Annotated in this window: 12 protein-coding genes; 11 read left to right on the plus strand and 1 reads right to left on the minus strand. The window is 62.1% G+C overall.

Translation table 11 applies throughout. From position 1 onward, the window contains the following. The 9 genes from RDN59_RS02530 to RDN59_RS02570 all read left to right on the plus strand — a co-directional run. The coding region (locus RDN59_RS02530) for a hypothetical protein (protein WP_308606447.1) at positions 1-694 on the plus strand (694 nt) is incomplete at its 5' end. Next, positions 694-3,654 carry a VWA domain-containing protein gene (locus RDN59_RS02535; protein ID WP_308606448.1) on the plus strand — a complete coding sequence of 987 codons (2,961 nt, stop codon included), beginning with the start codon at positions 694-696 and terminating at the stop codon, positions 3,652-3,654. The genes RDN59_RS02530 and RDN59_RS02535, both read left to right, overlap by 1 nt. Before the next feature lie 70 nt (positions 3,655-3,724). Further along, positions 3,725-7,393: a tubulin-like doman-containing protein gene (locus RDN59_RS02540; RefSeq protein WP_308606449.1), complete on the plus strand. Its 3,669-nt coding sequence runs from the start codon at positions 3,725-3,727 to the stop codon at positions 7,391-7,393. Then, entirely contained in the window at positions 7,393-10,230 is a 2,838-nt protein-coding gene (locus RDN59_RS02545; RefSeq protein ID WP_308606450.1) for a hypothetical protein, read from the plus strand. Before RDN59_RS02540 ends, RDN59_RS02545 begins: the two co-directional genes overlap by 1 nt. A gap of 23 nt (positions 10,231-10,253) precedes the next feature. Next, positions 10,254-12,617, plus strand: a complete 2,364-nt coding sequence (locus RDN59_RS02550; RefSeq protein ID WP_308606451.1) for a hypothetical protein — start codon at positions 10,254-10,256, stop codon at positions 12,615-12,617. A 2-nt stretch (positions 12,618-12,619) separates the two neighbouring features. Continuing rightward, the gene (locus tag RDN59_RS02555; RefSeq protein ID WP_308606452.1) at positions 12,620-14,317 is read left to right on the plus strand and encodes a hypothetical protein; all 1,698 of its coding nucleotides are present in this window, start codon (positions 12,620-12,622) and stop codon (positions 14,315-14,317) included. Between the two features lie 18 nt (positions 14,318-14,335). Then, positions 14,336-15,295: a hypothetical protein gene (locus RDN59_RS02560; RefSeq protein ID WP_308606453.1), complete on the plus strand. Its 960-nt coding sequence runs from the start codon at positions 14,336-14,338 to the stop codon at positions 15,293-15,295. Then, positions 15,295-16,305, plus strand: coding sequence for a hypothetical protein (locus RDN59_RS02565; protein ID WP_308606454.1), 1,011 nt, complete (start codon positions 15,295-15,297; stop codon positions 16,303-16,305). Before RDN59_RS02560 ends, RDN59_RS02565 begins: the two co-directional genes overlap by 1 nt. Further along, the gene (locus RDN59_RS02570; protein ID WP_308606455.1) at positions 16,302-16,805 is read left to right on the plus strand and encodes a hypothetical protein; all 504 of its coding nucleotides are present in this window, start codon (positions 16,302-16,304) and stop codon (positions 16,803-16,805) included. Before RDN59_RS02565 ends, RDN59_RS02570 begins: the two co-directional genes overlap by 4 nt. An 18-nt stretch (positions 16,806-16,823) precedes the next feature. Here the strand turns inward: RDN59_RS02570 and RDN59_RS02575 are convergent, their stop codons facing one another. Continuing rightward, a complete protein-coding gene (locus tag RDN59_RS02575; RefSeq protein WP_308606456.1) occupies positions 16,824-18,134 on the minus strand; it encodes a hypothetical protein in 1,311 nt (436 codons plus the stop codon). A 58-nt stretch (positions 18,135-18,192) separates the two neighbouring features. Here RDN59_RS02575 and gluQRS point away from each other — a divergent pair, with 58 nt between their 5' ends. Both gluQRS and RDN59_RS02585 read left to right on the plus strand, forming a co-directional pair. Then, complete coding sequence (gene gluQRS, locus RDN59_RS02580; protein WP_308606457.1) at positions 18,193-19,134, plus strand: tRNA glutamyl-Q(34) synthetase GluQRS; 942 nt, start codon at positions 18,193-18,195, stop codon at positions 19,132-19,134. An 11-nt stretch (positions 19,135-19,145) separates the two neighbouring features. Then, positions 19,146-19,481, plus strand: coding sequence for a hypothetical protein (locus tag RDN59_RS02585; RefSeq protein ID WP_308606458.1), 336 nt, complete (start codon positions 19,146-19,148; stop codon positions 19,479-19,481). Positions 19,482-19,591 lie beyond the last annotated feature (110 nt).

Genomic DNA, 19,591 nt, shown 5'->3' on the forward strand with positions numbered 1-19,591 from the left:
AGAGGCTAGTCAGCGGCATACCTTCGCATTGGGGAAGGTCATCGATATGGCTTTTGCTCCCCCAGCCTCGCCCCCACGGTCGGGGGGGCCCCCGCCGCAGGGGGCTCCCCAGCTAGGCACAGGGTCCGGAAACAGTTCTGGCTCTGGGTTTGGCGCGCCCGGTGGACCTGGCGGCTTCGGTGGCTTTGGCGCACCGAATCCTGCGCAGAACCCCGTACAGAAGCCTTCCTCGGGTTCTGGGTTTGGCCAAGGCTCCGATTCGGGTGCCGGTGGTTCCTTCGGCGCGCCGGGCTCGCCGGATGGCTTCGGCCAGTCCTCCCCGGCGCCGGACTACCGCCGTCAGGTAGCAACACCGACAGGCCCCACGAAGGGACCGTGGCCGCTTCTCATCGCAGCGGGCGTATCTGCGGTCATTGCGCTGATTCTGTTGATTGTCGCCCCGCTCGTGGCTGCCCCGACGCAGGTCCTGTTCTTTGGCCTGGCTATTGGCGGTTGGCTGCTGGCTGGAATTGTGTCCTTTATTCTCTTGGGTATCTATACGCTGCGGAACACGCAGCGCCAGGCTGAGACGTTTTATGTAGAGGACACCACGCAAACTTTGCTGTACCGCCTCATCATGGGCGGAAGCTTTGTCCTTGTCATTGTCGCTGCGGTGGAAATCGCCTTCTACGTAGGAAAGGCGGTTGGCGTCTAATGAAGAAGCTCACTCGTGTATTTGCCCTGTCCGCGGCGATGGCACTCGCCGGATTCGGCGGCAGTTTGGGAGCGGTGGCGCAGGAGGCTCCTCCGGCCCCAGATGCCCCCGCGCCGGAGGCTCCTGCGCCAGAGGCCCCGGAAGCTCAGCCCGAAGAACATAACGGGGAGAATCCAGAAGACCACGGCGGGGAGAATCAGCCGCCACAGGAGCACGTTGAGGGAATCGGCTCCGAGTCCGCGCTTTCTGAGGTCTCGCAAAAGAACCTCTCTGATTTTGGCTCCTGCATCGCCAGCGAAAAATCCGCGGACCTACTGTTCGTCCTTGACCAGTCAGCCTCGTTGGTGGGATATGAGGGATCGAAGCCGACGGATGCTGATTTCTTCCGCGTTGATGCCACGGCGGACATCGTGAAGCAGCTGGCCAACCTCGGGGAGGACAATGGCGCAGACATCAACGTCAAGCTCGCCGGTTTCGGCTCCGAGTACTACAGCGATCCGGCTGACTATGGCGGGTGGACCAATATCTCCGGCAACGGAGATGCTCTCAAAGGCGAACTGGACAAGTTCCGCCAGGAGGACCGTGTTGCGGATCTAGAGACCAACTATGGCGCGGCCTACAAGGGAGCACTCAAGGAACTGGCTTCCCACCAGGGCAGCAGCTGCCGCGCCATCGTGTTCTTTACCGACGGCAAGTACTACACCGATGCCGAGGCTCATGATCTCCAGGGAGCACAGGACAAACTTTGTGAGGTTAATTCCTCTGTCACCGCGTTCCGCAACTCCAATATCCGCCTCTTTAACGTGGGCCTCGTGCCGGCTGCAGAAGCACAAGATCAGGTCCGCCAGCTCACCCGCATGGCGGAGGGCGAAGACTGCGGCCAGGGCGCCCCTAATGGTGCTTTCTTCGATGCGGGTGAGGATCCAGCGGCGCTGTTCGCTGCCTTCCGTAACCTCATCCCCACCTCGGGTGGTGTGACCAAGGAGGGAAACCTCAAGGATCAGTTCGATTTCGTCCTCGATAACTCCGTGTCCCCAGTGCGATTGTCGGCGGTGCCGAAGAGCTCGGTTGGGGAAGGAGAGCTCATCCCTACCCTGACTGGGCCCGATGGTGAAACTGTTGAGCTCAAGCCTGATACCACTCACGTAGCGGGCGCGAAGGTCTCCGTGACGGAGAACAGCAAGCTACCGGGCATGGTTGATATCGCGATGGAGAAGGACGGCGACCCCTGGGCAGGTGCGTGGACTTTTGGCTACAAGGTGGCTGAAGGAACTGACGGTGAGTACCTCGCGTCCGTCGTTATGGTGCCGGGCCTCAACCTGGATCTCAAGACGGAAGACGGCTCCAAAGTGGAAGGCGGCATCAACTCGGACCAGGTCCTGAAGGGGCAGTTGGTCGATGGCCAGGGCGAGCCGCGCACGCTGGAGGGCGAAGGTACCCTTTACGCCGAGTTCGTACCGGAGGATGGTTCCCCGGTTACCCTCGTGGACAATGCGCCCATCACTGATGGGCAGCCAGTCGACATTCCGCTGGACCAGGTGGAAAACGCGGCATCCGGTCAGCTGGTAACTCGCGTGGAGATCACCACCAAGGGCACCGATGAGCGCCCGGGTTCGAAGCTGGATCCCATCAACGCGGAAACGCCGCTGACCGTTACCCCGGTTAATATGCCGACGGTGGGCTCGGCGCAGACGATCACCATGACGGAAAAGGAAATTACCGTCGATGTCCCCGTGACCGGCCCCGGCAAGGTGTGGGTAGCAGACCAGATCGTGGATTCTGCTGACGGCATGCTTCCCGCAGGAGTGCCTTCCGTTTCCGTGAGCGCCAAGCACAACTCTGAGGATTCCGCGCTGGAGCTTTCCAAGGATGAGAAGACGACCATCCCGGTGACTGTGAGCGTTGAGGAGTTGGCGGATGGCCCGCTGCGCGTGGAGCCGGTGATTAACCTGCAGTCGGCTGAGGATAGCCAACAGCTGGAGCTACCGTTGACGCTGCAGGGCTCGATGAGCGCGCCATTGAACAAGTCCGCGTTCGGTCTGTCCTTCGTTCTTGCGGTTGTGCTCGCGCTGCTGATCCCCTTGGGAATTCTGTACTTGATGAAGTGGATTAGCGGCCGCATCCCGGAGAAGCCGCGTATGTTTGCGAAGACCATCCCGGTCAAGCGCGATGGCGCGAACCTCATACGTACCGATAATGGCCGCCCATTTGCGGTGTCCAAGGATGAATTCCAGGGTGCTGTTCCGGTTGAGACCTCGGCACGTTCTGTTCGCCTGGGTGGCAACGACGCTAAGGTAAAGATGGGCCTGAGCCCCTTTACCGCCGCCCACGTGGAGGTTCAGCGCGATGGCACTATCTCCGGCAAGGGCAAGAAGTCCGGCTACCGCGCAGTGCTGCCACTTGCTGTGCAAAACACGTGGTTCTTCGTGGGCAACGCGAAGGACCGTAACTCCGGAGAGATCGTGCTGACTGTCGATACGCTGGCGCAGGCCAGCGCGTACGATGAGATGTCCAAGGCGATTAGCCGCCAAGCCCTGCAGCTCTTCGACCAAGTGGAATTCCCCGCCGAGAAACCGGCGGAGGCACAGACGCCGCCGCAGGCGGGTCAGCCTGGCCCGCAGCCGCCGAATGCACCGCAGAGCGGATCACACCCCGGCCAACCACCTGCGCCGCCGCGTGGCGCGCAGAGTGCTCCCCGCGATGGTGGGCAGCAGCAACCATCGCAGCATGGAGGCTTTGGGCCGTCCCAGCCATCTGGTCCACCGAATCACGGCCAGCCTGGGCCCACAGGTGGGCCAGGGCGCCCCGGCTTTGGCGGTGGCCCCAACGTTGGCGGCGGATCTGGCTTCGGCGGGGGTCCCGGTTTTGGCCAGCCAGGCCAGCAGCGCCCGAACAATCCTGGTAACCCTGGTAACAATGGCGGCTGGCCCCCGAGCCCGGGATTCGGCTCCCAGGGCTAAGCCGGTTGAGCAGCACACACCAAACCTAAATAGAACAGAAGCGAACCTCCCCTTCGAAAGGTAATTAGAGATGAAGAAGTTCCTCGTCGTCGGTTGCGGTGGCTCCGGCGCCAAGACACTGGCGTTCATGATGGACCAGCTCAAGGCCGAGCTACGAAGCATCGACCCGGACTTAACCGAGCTGCCCAAGGCTTGGCAGTTCGTCAACATCGACGTGCCGCTCGAAGAGGAGGCCGGCCCACAAAAGCTGCCGAACGTTACCCAGAACGGTGGCCACTACGTGGGCATTGGTTCGCGCCAGAACTACAACACCTTCGATGAAGGCGTGTCCAGCATCCTGGGGCGCTCCGGCAAGCTCGGAGAGATCGCAACGTGGGCCACCCGCAACCCCGCCACCAACGACGTGAAGCTGGCTGACGGCGCCGGCCAGTACCGCGCTATTGGTCGCATGCTGACCCTGCCGCACCTGAAAGAGATCCGCCAAGCCCTCAAGGATGCGGTGGATGAGATGTTTACGCAGGAGGCGATCCAGGAGCTCAACCGCCTCAACTACAAGCAGACCAAGTTGGACTCCGATACCGGTGATTCCCAGCCGGTTGTCCTCGTGGTGTCCTCCATGGCAGGTGGTGCAGGCGCTTCGATGTTCCTCGACGTATGCCGCGTGCTCACGACTATCCCGAATGTGAACCCGCAGGGCACGCTCGTCTTCATGTACACCCCGGAGATCTTCTCCGATAACAAGGCGGATGACATGGCCGGCGCGTGGCCGAACTCGCTCGCTATGTTCGGCGAAGTCGTCGCCGCGCAGATGGGCAACTCCAGTGACCATGACCGCGCCGTCTTTGAAGCCTTCGACATGGGAACCCCGCCGGAGGGTCAGATCTTCAGCCGTATTTTCCCGATCGGCTCGAAGATGGGTACCACCAGCGCCCGCTTCGGAGACGGCTCCGCCATGTCCATCTACCGTGGCCTGGGCCGTGCCTTGGCGGGACTGATGGCCTCCACCAAGGCCAGCGATAACTTGGTGTCCTATGCAATGACTAACACTCCGGCCGGTGACGGCGGCCGCCGCTTCTTTGGCTGGGATAGCCCGACGGGTGGAACCCCGTGGGGCCGCCTGCCTTGGGGTTCGCTCGGCTATGCCCAGGTGTCGATGGGCCGCGATCGCTTCGCCGAGTACTCCTCCCAGCGCCTTGCCCGCAGTGCCTTCGAGCGCCTCTTCAACGGGCACCTCGACCCACAAAACCCCGAGGCGGGCGAGATGCAGATTGCCAAGAAGCTGGAGGAGCGCCTGCCCAATGCCTTCGGCTCCATCACGCTCGATCCTTCTTGGGCGCAGGGCGGGCAGATCGACAGCGGCAGCGTGTGGAACTGGCTCAACAGCGTGTTTGGCGGTCAAGCCCAGCAGGCCGCAGACAGCGCCACGAAGTACCTGCAGAGCTTCATCCCCGTAGGCCAGGGCCGCAACGTCAACGAATGGCGTGAAGAGTTCGAGGGCAACATGGCGGATCCGCGCAACGAGCAGGCCATCGCATCTGTTCTTAACAATGCCGCCTATGACATCGTCTACCGCTACGCCAACTTCTTCAGCGATAGCGTCCTCGCCGCCGTGGAGGCGGAGCTGGCCGCGGTGGGTGTGCCTTATGTGCGCGAGATGCTCTCCAAGATCACGGATGTTCTCACCAACTCCGACCGCCTCCTGCCGTGCCTGGCGGAGTACTCCGGCTACTACCAAAACACCCGCGTGCTGACGAAGCCGGAAGGTGCAGATCCCATCCTCAGACCATTGACCGGTAAGGGGCAGATGACGGATCCGACCCCCACCGTCAATGCGCTCATGGGCCTGTACTTCAACCAGTTCTACAGCTACGCCCTCATGGCGATTGCGCACCTGCTCAAGGACGTCCTTCAGGATTACGCCGATGAGAACCTCTTCCACCTCAAGCGCGAGCTGGGAGATGCCCACGCGGTGTTGGAGAAGGCCGTGTCGAAGCGCCCAGAAACCAACAAGCTGGCTGACGTCCGCACCGATGAGGTCAACTCGTGGCCGACGGAATTCGATGAGGTCGTGGAATCCCGCTTCAAGGGCGCGGAGAACGAAATCATGCTGACCGACGTCAACTCCTTCATCTCGGACTACCGGGACCAGATGCTGCGCACCATCCAGGGCCAACAGTCCACCGCGGATGTCACCAACTACGAGCAGGCCTACCCCTTTGCCGTGCGTGCCGTCATCCGCGGCGAATGGGAATCGCTCGATGCGGCCCAGGCGCCGAATGACACTTTGGCACCGCAGAAGCGCACCAACGATGCCTACTCCAACCGGGCCGGCTGGGTTTCCAAGTACCTCTCGCGCCATCCGCAAAACGGCGAAACCCGCGAATCACAGCGCGCGCACTACCGGGCGAAGATTCGCCCGACTGATCTGCTCGAGCGTTCGCGCCAATGGATTAACCGCCGTGACTACGAGTTCCAGAAGTTCAACTCTGTGGACCTGCGCCGCTACCTCACTCTTACCCCAGACATCAACGAGGTCGAGCACGCGGAGCGGCAGCGTCGCTTCGTCGAGGCTTTCCAGCTGGCCCTGAGCTATGCCCGCCCGCTGGCTGCCGTCAACGATGAGATGGTCCAGCGCATCCACGGCAAGTCGGTGCAGTACACCTACTCTTTCTCCGATATCCCGTTTGCAGAGCTGGGCTCTGCGGAGACCGGCATTGCCGCTCAGCTGGAGTCAGTGCTGAGCCGCCCTGAGATTGACGGTCCTTCTTCCGTAGCTTTGCGCAATTCGCTCAACATGTCGGACCACGTCCAACACATTGAGATCTTCGGTTCCTACCCGAACTACTCGCCGATCGTCTTCTCCTCCATGTTCAATTACATTGCCAAGGACATTGAGAAGCAGGACAATTTCGATGGCTCCTGGTGGTCTGAGCGCCGCACCCGCCCGTTGCCGGCAGCACTGCCGTTGACGAAGACGGAACGCCAGGCCATGGTGGCTGGCTGGATCATCGGGCGTATCACCGGCCGCGTCTACATTTCGAACCCGGATGCTGCCAACGCCGCGGCCCACATTTTCGATGACACGGATGGCGGCGTCAACGATTGGGTGGACTTCCCGAACCCGCTGCTCATTTCGCCCCGTCGCATGATCAAGAAGTCGGACTGGATGTCCTCGGTGCTGGAATCCATCTTCATCGCCTACGCCAAGGTTCAGGAAACTGGGCGTTATGGTTTCGCCTCCTCGCTGTACCCGTACCAGCTGTTGCGCGGGCTTTTCGACGACGGCCTCGACTTCGCCCACTCTGGTGCCTCGACGCACCCGGTGGTGCACCGTCTGGCACAGTTCCTGGCTAACGGTGACGTCCCGAACCGCGGCGTTGTAGGAACCTCCATTCAGGATCGCTATGAAACTTTCGTCAACGAGCTGGACAAGTTTGCTCGCGGCGCAGACCACTTTGTGCCGGGGCACTCCAATGCTCTGCCGGGCCAGGGCCGGAAGGAAAAGCCTTTCGCTGAGATCCGTTCCCGCGAAGTTGCCTCGATAACGCCGTACTACCGTGACTTGGCGCTGGACGTCATCGCGATGGTTCCGGTCATCCGCAACTATCTGGATCAGGCTAAGACGGTGGCGGAGAATCCCGTGGCCCAGCCGGAGCCGCAGGTGCGTAGCTCCGAATCAGGCTTCGCCCAGTCCACCGCGCCGGAATTCAACCTCAACGACCTGGATGACACCTTCTAATGACGAACGTAATTATCTTTGGACACGGCGCCACCGCGGATGACATCCGCTCCCGCCTGAGCGATCTGCGTGCGGTTGGTCTCCTGCAGAACTTCCTCTGGATCGACTATGCCCACCCCACCAGTGGGGCCGTCGTACGCTCCTTTACGGAAGAGGGAACGGCGCGCTTGTCGACGCTCGACGAGGCCCTCCGCAGCTTCAGCGGGGACGTCCTCCTCGCCACTATTGACCCGATGGATGCGGAACAACCGCAGGACGTCGACAAGCTTACGGAGTGGGTCAGCGCCGTCGATCAACGGCTCATCCAGGCCTCTAATCTGCGCGTGCGCCTGTTGCTCTCTGCCCTCCCGCGCGAAAGCGTGGATATCGCCCCGTTGCAGGGCTGGAGCAACCTCGTGCTCTCCCCGGAGGAGGGCGGAACCCCGGCGTCGTCGCGCATCCGTCCCATCAAGCGCACCGCGGACGGCTTCGAGCTGGCACAGTTCGCAGCCCCGGCCGTGGCCAGCATTTTCGGTCTGTGGCGCGGCATGCCGGAACCGGCGGTGTTGGATCCGGAGACGCATCGCGTCATCGAAACCGGTGACCGGCAACGCTTCCGCCTCGTGCGCGCTTTCCACCGCACCATCGATGCCAATGACATCGAGGACAAGGTGAAAAAGGCTGTTTTCGATCCCGGTCAGCGCCTGCCGCAGCCACAGGTCAACAACATTTCGCGCGCCGTGCATTATGCTAACCCGGAGCAGCTCACGGAGCAGTGCGCGCAGATGTTCATCAACCAGGAGATTTCTCCGCTGGTCAGCGCCCCGACCGCCTATGAAGAGCTGCAGTCCCATAAGGTCAGCGGCTGGGCAGCACTGAAGGATAATCTGCGTCTGTACTGGTCCACGGTGGTGGGCAAGCCCCAGGATTGGGTTGAGGGCCAGCGCGGTGCGATGAACAAGAACGCGGCTACCTTCCTGCAGAAGATGCTCTACGGCGAGGACTCCAGCGTGGAGGTCGTCTTGGCGGGGCATTCCGGCAAGGGCAGCGGCGCGACGAGCGTCGAAGAGCTGCGCCAAGCAAGCGAGCACACCATGCGGGTCGCCCGGGAGCAGCACTTTTCCTTGGGGCAGGAACCGCAGTTGTCGCGCACGTGGGAGGCATATCACGACTATGCACTCGGCTTGGTCGATGGCTCGTGGCGCGAGAGCATCGACACCAAGGGGCTGCGCAATAACCAGGGCAACATGTACATCGTGCAATACGGTGGCCAGTCTGTGCAGGATGTCAGCGCTTCCTTCCAAGGCTTCCACCCGCTGATGACCAGCACGCTGGGCTATACACACGAGTCCCAAGCAACCGTCGCGCCTTTCGATCCAGTAGGTGCCGAGCGTTTTGCCGCTGACATCGAGTACACCAGCCAGCAGACCCGCAACGAGGCGGTGAGCCGCAAGAAGCACGAGTTTGCGTCGTGGCGAGCAAAGAACAGCACCACTTTCGCCTGGAAGGTGGGCCAGGGCCTATGGGAGAAGCTGGGGCATGCCCAGCAGAAGTACCGCGACGCGCACGCCAAAGCACGCGAGCTGCAAGAGCTGGCCAATAACTTCCAAGCGCGGGATTTCAACGCGGAAAACAAAGCACTGACCCGGAAGCTGCGCACGATGTGGATCGTGCTCTTCGTGGCGCTTGCCCTCATGACCTACATGGTGGCCGGGCGCTACAACCCAGACTTGCCGCTGGGTGAGTATTTGCAGTGGTTCGATTGGCCGTGGTACGTCGTGGGCATCATCCTGGCGGTCGTGCTTTTCCTCATCTGCTCTTGGGCGGTCTTTACTAAGGCTCAGCGTGAAATCTTTGACTACGTGCAGAGGCGAAAGCTGCTCAACCGCAATCAGGAAATTGCCGCCCAGAATCTGGCAACCTCCTCCGCGGAGATTTCGCGCATCTCTAATGCCTACAACCAGTTCCTGAGCTGGTCGGCGCTGCTGGGCCGTGCGATCTACGCACCCTTCGGCCGCAAGGAGACGTCGAGCGACCGGCTGCGGACACCGCAGGCGGGTCTTCCAGAAAACGCTCGCATTGCCCAGGCCGTGCTCAACCGCGACGATGCTGTGCGCATGACGGATGAAATCCGCTCCTACATCTTCCAGACGGAATGGGCACACCGTTCGCTTAAGTCACTGCTCGACGACATGAATAACACCTTCGAGCGCAACCGCACTGGTCACTCGGCCGTGGCGCTCAATGAGATGTGGGGCATGGCTGGACTGGGATCCAGCACCGCCTTGGATAACCTGTCGCGCAACCTCGATCACGCTTACATGCAGGACCGTGACCTGAAGCAACAGGAATGGCAGAAGGTCATCACGGATCCGCGGATGACCCGCAGTCTGCAGCGCTACCTAAGCCGCGTGACTTTCCGCGAGGAGGGCGGCAGCCGCGTGCAGAGCACCTCCGAGTTCCTCGCCGGAATGAACCAGGAAAAGGGAGCCCTCCAGGCGTTTAGTCCCAACGCACTCACCAGCGCTGGCGGCGCTGAAGGTTATACCGAAATTGATGGCTCCCGCACGCGCATCGTGGAGGTCGACAGCCAGACCGCGCTGACTAGCCAGCTTTCACGCTCTGTGACCGTGGTGCAGTACGGAAAGATTACGGATTTCAAGTACTTGATTCCGGATGCGTCGTCCAGCGCACAGCCTTTTGCTCAGCCCTCGGATCTGTCCTTGGATGAGTTGGATGACACGAATCACATGGACTTTAAGTCGCCAGTGCAGGAGAACAACGAAGGCTCATCCGCACGTCCATTCTTTGGCCAGCCGGCAGCCCCGGACCTCTCAGACCTCGACGAAACCTTCTGACGGAACCTCTTTAAGGAACGTTGATGACACACAACCCGAAACCTTCGATTGCGGACGTACCGCTGAGTGAGCTGAGCACGCTGCACGAGCTCAAACGCGTGAGCGCCGATGATGTGCGCGACGCTGTATCAGCACCGTTTAGGCAGTTCGCTGAACAGATCGCCGCCACGTTCAACGGCGAGGAGGTGGCCCATCCGGAGCTGAGCGCGGAGGCGCGCAACGCTGCGGTGACGCAGGAAGAACGTGCCGCGCGAGAGCGCGCAGCACAAGAAGAGGCCGCACGAGAGCGCGCAGCACGGGAGGAAGCGGCGCAAGTGGAGGCACCCCCGGCATTCCCCAAGCCACAGCAGGTCCAGCAGGCACAGCCTGCGGCAGCGGGTCCGCGCGACTTCTTCGCTGAGTGGGAAGCACTGCAGGCCGAGGAGGAGCAAAAGACTCAGGTCAACGAAGAGGACTACATCACTATCCCGGGCTTCGGTATCCGAGCGGAGTATCAGTACCGCCAAGAGCCAGACTGGGTTCCACCGGGCATCAACTTCGAGGTTGAGGTACCGCTTGAGACGCAGCCGGAACAGGATTCTCAAGAAGAGCCTGGCTATGGCGTGGAACCAGAACCGGTTCCAGAGGACACCGACCAGCGCCATCCGGTGCGCCTGTGGTGGCCTGAGCTGGAGCACGCGCCGGACGAGGTGGTCTTCTACCGAGTGGTAGCCGATGATTCCGAGATGGTTGCCTCGCCGGATGCTGGCGACACCCTCGTCTACACCAAGGGAACCGCCTACCGTGACCACACCCCGGGCGAGGCAGGCCTGCGCCACTACGCAGTGTGGGCCTACAAGGGCCGGGACCTTCGAGAGCTCATCAACAGCCAACCGGTCTTCATGGGAGACACCGGCGTGGTCTTCCCGCCGGTCAACGTCCAGGTTTCCACTATCAAGGGTGCTATCCAAGTGTCCTGGGACCTGCTGCCGGGCCACTCGAGCGCCATGGTTTATGCGTGCCGGGATAGTGAGAAGGAAAAGCTTTCCCCGCGCTTCGAACAAGACGTGGATAGCAGCGGGCGCAAGGCCACCATTCCAGTGCAGGAAGCCGGGCAGACCGTGGTCATTTCCCTGCTGGGCCAAGCGGAGTTTCACGGCGCTACCGAGCAGAGCCAGGACGAGGTTGCCGTTCAGCGTTCGGTGAAGCTGGCTAGCGAGCTTGAAAAACTGGAGCTCTCTCGCTGCGAGCGGCGCAGCGACTATGGCCAAGATTCCATTGAGGTGGACTGGTATTCGCCCAAGACCGGTGAGGTAAAGATCTATCTCACGCCGACCGCCCCGCAGGCGGATCTGCGTACGTCGGCGGTGCCGAAGACGTACGTCGAAAGTGCACTGTCGAGTGCTATCAGTGAGACCCGCGGCGTATCTGAGCCGGGCTCCTTCCAAACCACGACGGTGCCCTGGCCGCCGGATTGGTACGAGGTCTATATCACCCCTGTGAACTTCAACGATGCTGATGCCTGGGTCGGTGAATCCAAGGTGTTGCAGCGCGTGCAGTCCATCGAGGATGACCAGTTCCGGCTGATTGAGCGCGTGGATAGCCAGCTCGTCACTTTCGACTGGCCGAAGGGCGCGACCGCCGTGGAGTACTCCACCAACCGCGAGCACGATCAGATTCGGGAGGAAGACTACGACCTCCAGGGAGGCATCCGCCTGCACTTGGATCAGCACGGCGATACCGTGCGGCTGCGGCCCTATGCGGTCTTCGCCGGTAAGCGCACCGAGGGCGAAGAACGAGTGATTCAGTACGAGGGTCTGCGCCCGGTGACGTATGACTTCGAGGTCGATTACTCTCAAGGCCAGGTCCGGGTGTTCCTTTGGAGTTTGGGCAACGGAGATAAGCGCCAGTTCTCCTGCCAGGTTGTCTACCGAGCTGACCGTCTGCCGCTTTTCCCCGAAGACGGCGAGGCACTCGGCATCGTGGAGACCAACCTGCAGAGCACCACGCACGTTGCTCATGGTTTAGGCCCGATGCGTGGGCAGCATCCGGATTTCACGGTGTCAATTGGTGAGCACGTCCAGCGCGGGGGTTTTATCCGCCTCTTTGCGGTTGAGGGCTTTGACAGCCACGTTGATAGTTCTTTCGATAGCTTCGGCGGGCAGGATGCCTTCAGCAGTTTCTCCGAAAGTTACAGTGATCCCGCCCCCACGCTGAGCGCACTGGATAAAGCCGTGGTGGTGGAAGGTGATGTGTCTTACAGACTGGTGCTGTACCCACCCATGCAGAATCAGGCTCCCCACTATGACCAGAACTACGCCCAGCAACAGTATGAACAGCAGAACTATGACCAGCAGAATTACGGTCTAGATTACAGCCAGGACCAGTACTACCAAGGGGGCCAGTAGGTATGGGTGGCGCATTTAGCTATGCATCGTTCTCCCGCGCCAACGGCCGCGCCGGTGGCTGGGGAGTAGGGCAGAAAGCCGGCGATATCACCCAGGAGGAGCTGACGGAGCTGGTCTCCTTCGTACCGACATCGCTCAACAACGGCACGACGATCCCGGATTTTCCCTCCGCCCAGCAGCGCGCGGAATTGGTCCGCCGAACCGCGGTTTTCGCGTTGACTCCTGAGGCAGAAAAGTGGGTCACCATGGTGTCTGTCCCCGCCGGGCTGGATGCGACTGGCCGCGGTGGCAACGTCTTCACCTACACGTCGATTTCGCGCACGGGAACTCCGCCGGCACCGGCGACGGTCCTGTTTTCTCCTGACGTTCCAGCGCCTTTTTCCATCTATGAGGTGGATAAAGTTCAGATACCGGAGGAGATCTCGGCGCGCGGCCCGCTGCACTCGGATGTGCTGCTGGAGGAATTCCTGGATGGGGAGTTCCGCCACCCAGACAAGCTTCCCGCACCGTTCAAAACGGTCAGCCCGAACCCGAACCCAACCTTCAACCGCGCGTTGGTATCTGCCATGGCGACGGTGTTGAACTCCCGCAATGGCTTAGTCATTCTCGTCGCGCCCGACAACCAAGCAGCGTTGTGGATTGCTGCCACCGCTCGCGAGGTGGGAGAGGACGGTTTCGGCTTCTCCACTTTTGAAAAGGTCGCCGCCATCAACGAGTTCCCGCTGAGCACCTCCACCATGCTCGTGGTGCCGCCGAGCGAGAAGCAGCGTCTAGCGGAGACGGCTATCCCCGGCAATCCAGTCGTGTTTGCGCTCGATGAAGCCCTGCCAGACGTCAGCGCTTATGAAGCAAGCGCTGCGGAAGAAGCTGAGGCTGTTGCCCCGGAGCCGCGGGAAGACCAGGCCGAGCAGGGTACTGCGGCCAGCAGCACACCCGAGCAGGCCACCACACAGAGCTTTGATGATTCCTGGGGCAAGGATCCAGCGGACTTCGGGGCACCACTGACGGAGTCTTCGCCTTTTGCGGCGTCGGCCGAATTCTCGGCAGGCTTTCCACCGAATCCGCTTGATAGCCCTGCGCCGAACACACCGCAGGAGAACCCTTTCGCCGCCACACCGGAGGCCGCACCGGAACCCGCTGTACCAGAACCCGGGGGAGCAGCATCAGCCGGCCAGGCGCAGCCACAAGTAGCTGCCGGTGGCAATGCCAACGTTCCTGGGCTCAGCGCCGAGGAATGGCACAAGCTTCGGGAATTCGATCCGCGCTGGTGGATCGAGCACCTTGATGTCAACCGCGGACGCTCAATCCAGCTGGCCTACCTTGATAAGTCTCCGTTGGGGGAGGGGCTGGACAAGGTGTTGATGTCCGCGATAGTGGCCTCCTGGGTGTTCTATTTCCCGCGGGACTTCAACCTCTTGGCGCAGGATGCGCTGCAGTCCTGGGAGGACCGCGATCTCGAGCACATTGGACACCTCACCGCTACGCATTTTGCGGGAGTCATCGCTCTGGAGCATTGCGAGCGCTATGCCACGGGGCGAGTCGCCTCGCTGCTGGACTTCACGGCACAGTTGCTGGCACAACGCTCAGCACCCCTGCAACAACAACCGGCCCCAGCGCAGCGTGCACAGCACACAGCGTGGCAGCACCGGAGCGCAGCTCTCGGTGAGCACGGTCGAAACACGGGATTCCACGGAAGGTAAGAGAAGGAAAGAAGCGTCATGGCTAAATACACACTGCGGGACGGAGAGTCCCGCCGCATCGGCTCAGACGGCATCCTGCGCGTCGAAGCCTTCGAAATGGGAACCGGCGGCGCCTCGATGGAACTGGCGATCTTGGGGGAGGGCGTTGACGCCGTGCGCGTCCACGATCTCTCCCTCATGGTGCACTCCCTGCCCGAGCGCGCCACCGTCGTCGTGCGCCCCAAGCGGGGTGGGACGTTTGGTCTGCGCAGCGAGGTGCGCCTGACGGTGAGCAACGCCGGCGATTCGGTGACTTTCCCGCGGGTGCTTATCGACGCCGCCGAGGACTCCGCCGAGCGCCTCGCCGAGGTCACCCCGGAATCCGGCAGCTACCGTCTGGAAGCATTCGGCACCACTGAGGGCGCCGGAATTACCGACTCCGCCCGCGAGGTGCGCTCCAAGATGCGCCGCGCGGAGCTGGATGTCGCTGGACTCGATGCTGTTACCGTGGTCGTCGATGGTTCCGCCTCCATGCAGGTCAACGTCACCCCAAAGATCGTTGAGGCGGCCGCCAAATACATCGATGCGCTCTCCGATGCCTTCCGGCACTTCCGCGCCACCGACGGCCAGGACAGCATCGAGACCCACAAGGTAGACGAGCTCACTCGGTTCATCGCCGGCGTTATCGATAACGGAGCGGAGCGCGTCGGCCAGCGCCCCTGGCGTGGGCCGACGGTGGCTTCCACAGCCTCGCTCGCCATCTACGTCACCGATTCCCCCGTGGCCTCCATGCTGGAAACCCAGGTGCCCACCGTCGTGCTCATCACGAGCGCTATCGGCCGCCAAGAGCTGGAGCTTGCGCACATCAACGGAACCCCAGCTCATGTGGCATACGCGGTGATCGACAGGGACGTCGTCAAGCAGCTCGAATCCGGCGCCAACACGGAGCTTTCGGAACTGACCGATCGCGTCACTGCCATGCTGAAAGAGAGGAACTGATGAGCCAGGCACGTTGCCCGTGGACCTTTAAACCGCTCGAGGATGGTGTGACGGTGAGCCCGTACACCAACCGCGAGCTGCCGCAGGGATGGACCGACGCCGTGACGCATTGCGTGGCCATGGCCGGTGCGCGTAACTCCGGCAAGTCGCTCTACACCGCGGTGATGATCAAGCAGCTCAAACAGCTGGCCCACAAACACAATCGCTCCGTCCAAGCGGCGGATGAGTCCACACGCGAGCGCTACGCGGAGGTCTATGAGCGGCCGCTCTTTGAGGAGATGCGGGCCATGGACCCGACGCCAAGCGCGGTGGCTACCGACGCCTACCAGCGCGATCCGCTGATTTTTGAGCTCGGCAAGTGGCCGGATGAGCAGGGTCGCGAGCGGATGAATTACTTGGTTTTCCGCGACGTCGCGGGCGAGGACCTGGAGAACCCTCCGGAAAACGAAGCGGACCGCGAGAACCTCGCGTTCTTCTCCCATGCGGACTTGGTGATTTTCCTCTTCGATCCGCTCCGCGTGCAGCAGATTCAGGATTTTATCCACGGTCTGATCCCGAACATTGGTGAGCTGGGCGCGGACTCTTTGCGGGTCCTGGATAACCTGCTGGATTTGCTCGATACGGAGACCCCGCCGCCGCTCGCGGTGACCATTTCCAAGTTCGATACCGTGCAGAAGCTGGAGCAGGTGGATGACGTGCGGTGGAAGAAGCTCATGGCCAACCGCGGTGCTGCCTTCCGCCGCGACACCGGGTGGAATTTCCGCGATTCGGACCGTTGGATGGTTCACCTCGAGGCGGAATCGCTCTTGCGCTTCTTGGGCGCCAACGATCTGATCAACAAGCTCTATTCGGCCGCGCCGCGCGACGGCAGCTTCTTCGTGGTCTCCGCCTTGGGGGAGGCCCCGACCGGCCGCCAGCTGGCGCGCAGCGGCATTGCTCCCTATCGCGTGCTGGATCCCATCCGCTGGCTGCTCAGTCGCCGCGGAGTTTTTGTGCAGGACGTGTCATGACTTTCGGCAGCCCGCAGTCCCCAGGAACACCACCGCTTGGCCCGTCCGCCGGGACCACGCCGGACTATCGCTTTGGACAGGTCAGCGATTCTGTTCGCCAGACCCGCCGCGCCGCCGATATGAAGGCGCAGTGGGCACCGTGGCCGCTGAAGGTCGCAGCGGTGCTGGAGGTCTTCATCACCAGTTACGCCGTATACAACATCTGCCGGCTCATCGCCTTTGAGAACAGCCCGGCGGCGGTAAGCCGCATGGATCAGCTCTCCACGGAGCTCGGTGTGCTGCTGGGCGTGCTGGTCCTTCTCGTGTGTGTCATCACGACCTACGTGCTGCATGCGCAGCAGCCCGCGCGGATTGCCTTGACCGCTATCAGCACCATCGTAGTGTTGCTCATTCCGGTGAGCTCGGTCATGCCCGCGTCGATCGCCTCCGCGGCAGTCATCGTTCTGCTGTGGTTGCCGGCGAACCGGCAGTGGTTTGGTGGGCAAGAACGACAGCGTTAGGCCTTGTACGCGTTTGGCTTAGGCCTTCTTGCGCAGCTCCTCGAGCGCGCGGGAATTGCCCGCTGCGGCAAACAGATTAAACGCAAAGTGATACATGTTGCGCGCGCGGTCTGCCGCGTTGGCGGAGGTGTAGCGATCCCCAAGAAGCTCGGCAACTTCCGCCATGGCGTTTTGCTCCGAAGGCGTCGTGGCCTGGGAAGCGGGGTGCTTCTCCAAGAAGTCGAGCAACACCTGGGTGGATTTGAACATATCCTGCGCCTGCGTGCGCAGGCTCTCGGAATACAGAACGGTCCACTTGGCAGCAACGGGGAGGCTCTTGAGCTTCGTGGAGTCCACATAGCGTGAGGCCAGGATGTCGTAGGCCTCCTCCGGATCGCGGTGGCGCACATCGAGGGCCACGGTCTTGAGGAGAGCATGCAGCTCACCGTCGAGGTCGCCGCAACGTTGGTACTCGCGGGCAGCGGCGGCAAAGCAGGCCACGCGCTGCTCTAAATCTTCAGGGGAGTGTTGTGCGGCATCGCTGTAGAAGCGGGCCAGCATGGGCGCTGGGAGTTGCTGGTAATCCTCGTCGCTGCGTGCGTTGGAGAGGATGGTGAAGGACTGCGCAGCCACGCGCTCACAGTCGGCGGCAGAGTTAGATGCCCAGAGTGCGCCCACGGCCGATTCGAGGATGGCTTGAAGGATCGCGGCCATCGTGGCACCCGCTCCGTCGAATTTGCCGCCCGTCACAGCATCGTTGACAGCCACGAAGTCAGCCGCATGCGCCTTCGCATCGCCGTTCTTTGCGAAATCTAGAAGCTCCTGCAGGTCCGAGAGCGACGTCGTGCTGTCGGGGCTGATTGATGCATTCTCGCTAGCGGGGGCGGACTCGGAGAAATCCTTGTGGCTGGCCGCGGTGCGGGCTGCGGCGATCTCGCCCAGCGCGGTGTCGTCACCAGCCGCTGCTGCCTTGGCCGCAAACTTCTCTGCTTCTTCGGGGTTGTCGTTGTCCAACCATGCGCGGGCCACACGGGTATAGCCGGTGGCCACGAGCGAGGGCTGCCCGGTTAACGCGCCAATCGAGGCAATGGTGAGGGAATCGTCGATGTTCTCGATGGTGCCGGCGGCCACGCGAAGTGTCTCCCGCGCCTCCAGGTAGTGGGCCGCAGGGACGGCATCCTCTGCACAGCCTAGGAACGCGTCATCGGACAGCACGCGGTCGATCTGCTTGTCAATGTGGGCGGACTCAACGGTGGGAAGAGAAAGCCCCGGCGCCTGGGCGCGCGCATAGGCGAGCATGCGCTCGGCGTCGGCAGAATCAAGCAGGGGATACGTCGCGTCAGAAACCATGGGGGCGATTCTAATGGAGGACTCCGACGCGCGCGGGCCTCCTCGTAGACTGGTGGGCATGGAATCTCTCAGCCCCGCCGGGCGCTACGCCCCGAGCCCGTCCGGCGATCTGCATGTGGGCAACCTCCGCACGGCGTTGCTGGCTTGGCTATACGCCCGAAGCAGTGGGCGCCGCTTCCTTGTGCGCGTGGAAGACATTGACACGCAGCGCTCCTCCCGGGAGTCGGCGCAGCGCCAGTTGGAGGACCTTGCCACGCTCGGCCTGGACTGGGATGGGGAGGTCATCTACCAGCAGGATCGTTATGCGGCTTATGAGGCGGCGCTGGCGCAGCTTCCTACCTACGAGTGTTACTGCTCGCGCAAAGACATCCAGGAAGCCTCCCGCGCCCCACATGCCATTCCGGGGCAGTACCCGGGAACGTGCCGCGCGCTTAGCGACGATGAACGGGCCGCCAAACGCGCCGAGCTCGCCGCCCAGAACCGCGTGCCCGCCATACGCCTGCGTGCCGACGTCTCCTCTTTCACCATTCATGACGCCCTGGCCGGTGAGTACACAGGCGAGGTCGATGATTTCATCCTGCGCCGCGGCGGGCAGCCTCCGGCTGATCCGAATCAGGGTATGGACTGGGCCTATAACCTGGCGGTTGTCGTCGACGATGCCTTCCAGGGCGTGGATCAGGTAGTCCGCGGGGATGACTTGTTGTCTTCCGCCCCGCGCCAGGCATACCTCGCACACAAGCTGGGCTATCCGGAGCCGGAGTTTGTCCACGTTCCGCTCGTGCTCAACTCGAATAACGTCCGTCTGTCGAAGCGCGATGGGGCAGTGACTCTCCGCCAGTTACTCGCGGAGCCAGGGCGGGAGATGGGCGATGTGATTCGCCTACTCGCGCGTTCGCTGGGCTATGACGCCGAGGGGATTAGCACCGCCGCGGACCTCCTCGAACGCTTTATCCCCGATAAGCTTTCACGGAAGCCCTTTGTCTGGGATGGAACGGTGTAGATCGGAGCAGCATGGAAGCTTTTGAGTATGCCCAGCTGGAAGACGGCCTGGACTACCTCTATGACTTCTTCGAAGAGGATCTAGAAGAGCGCGTGCGCGCCGGGCGCAGGCTGCTGCCGGCGGGCATGGAGGACATCCTGGGGGACAGCACGCTGGATGACTACGTGTGGCTGTGGATCAAAGAACCGGGCCCCAACGGGTTCCGCCAGTACCTGCGCGATGGCGGCTATGACGAGGCCGAGGTGGACGAGGCCTTCCTGCTTGCCCGCACCGAGTGGGGCATGAACACCCCGCCACACGTGGAGTGGCTCAAGGAAGATGGCGTGGAGGCACCCGAGTTCGAGTAGGGGTGTGCAGCTGTGAGCGTTCGATGGGGTGCCCAGCTCGAGTGCCCAGCCGCAAAGGAACCAAAGTACTGACACCTTATGCAAAGATTCGCATGCAATCACTAGGGGTT

The organism is uncultured Corynebacterium sp., from assembly GCF_902489365.1.
Taxonomy (GTDB): Bacteria; Actinomycetota; Actinomycetes; order Mycobacteriales; family Mycobacteriaceae; genus Corynebacterium.

Excerpts from the sequence above, each read along its gene's own strand:
- RDN59_RS02555 (WP_308606452.1), top strand. The coding sequence starts at position 12,620 with ATGGGTGGCGCATTTAGCTATGCATCGTTCTCCCGCGCCAACGGCCGC.
- RDN59_RS02550 (WP_308606451.1), top strand. The coding sequence starts at position 10,254 with ATGACACACAACCCGAAACCTTCGATTGCGGACGTACCGCTGAGTGAG.
- RDN59_RS02560 (WP_308606453.1), top strand. The coding sequence starts at position 14,336 with ATGGCTAAATACACACTGCGGGACGGAGAGTCCCGCCGCATCGGCTCA.
- RDN59_RS02575 (WP_308606456.1), bottom strand. The coding sequence starts at position 18,134 with ATGGTTTCTGACGCGACGTATCCCCTGCTTGATTCTGCCGACGCCGAG.
- RDN59_RS02545 (WP_308606450.1), top strand. The coding sequence starts at position 7,393 with ATGACGAACGTAATTATCTTTGGACACGGCGCCACCGCGGATGACATC.
- gluQRS (WP_308606457.1), top strand. The coding sequence starts at position 18,193 with ATGGAATCTCTCAGCCCCGCCGGGCGCTACGCCCCGAGCCCGTCCGGC.
- RDN59_RS02565 (WP_308606454.1), top strand. The coding sequence starts at position 15,295 with ATGAGCCAGGCACGTTGCCCGTGGACCTTTAAACCGCTCGAGGATGGT.
- RDN59_RS02540 (WP_308606449.1), top strand. The coding sequence starts at position 3,725 with ATGAAGAAGTTCCTCGTCGTCGGTTGCGGTGGCTCCGGCGCCAAGACA.
- RDN59_RS02585 (WP_308606458.1), top strand. The coding sequence starts at position 19,146 with ATGGAAGCTTTTGAGTATGCCCAGCTGGAAGACGGCCTGGACTACCTC.
- RDN59_RS02570 (WP_308606455.1), top strand. The coding sequence starts at position 16,302 with ATGACTTTCGGCAGCCCGCAGTCCCCAGGAACACCACCGCTTGGCCCG.
- RDN59_RS02535 (WP_308606448.1), top strand. The coding sequence starts at position 694 with ATGAAGAAGCTCACTCGTGTATTTGCCCTGTCCGCGGCGATGGCACTC.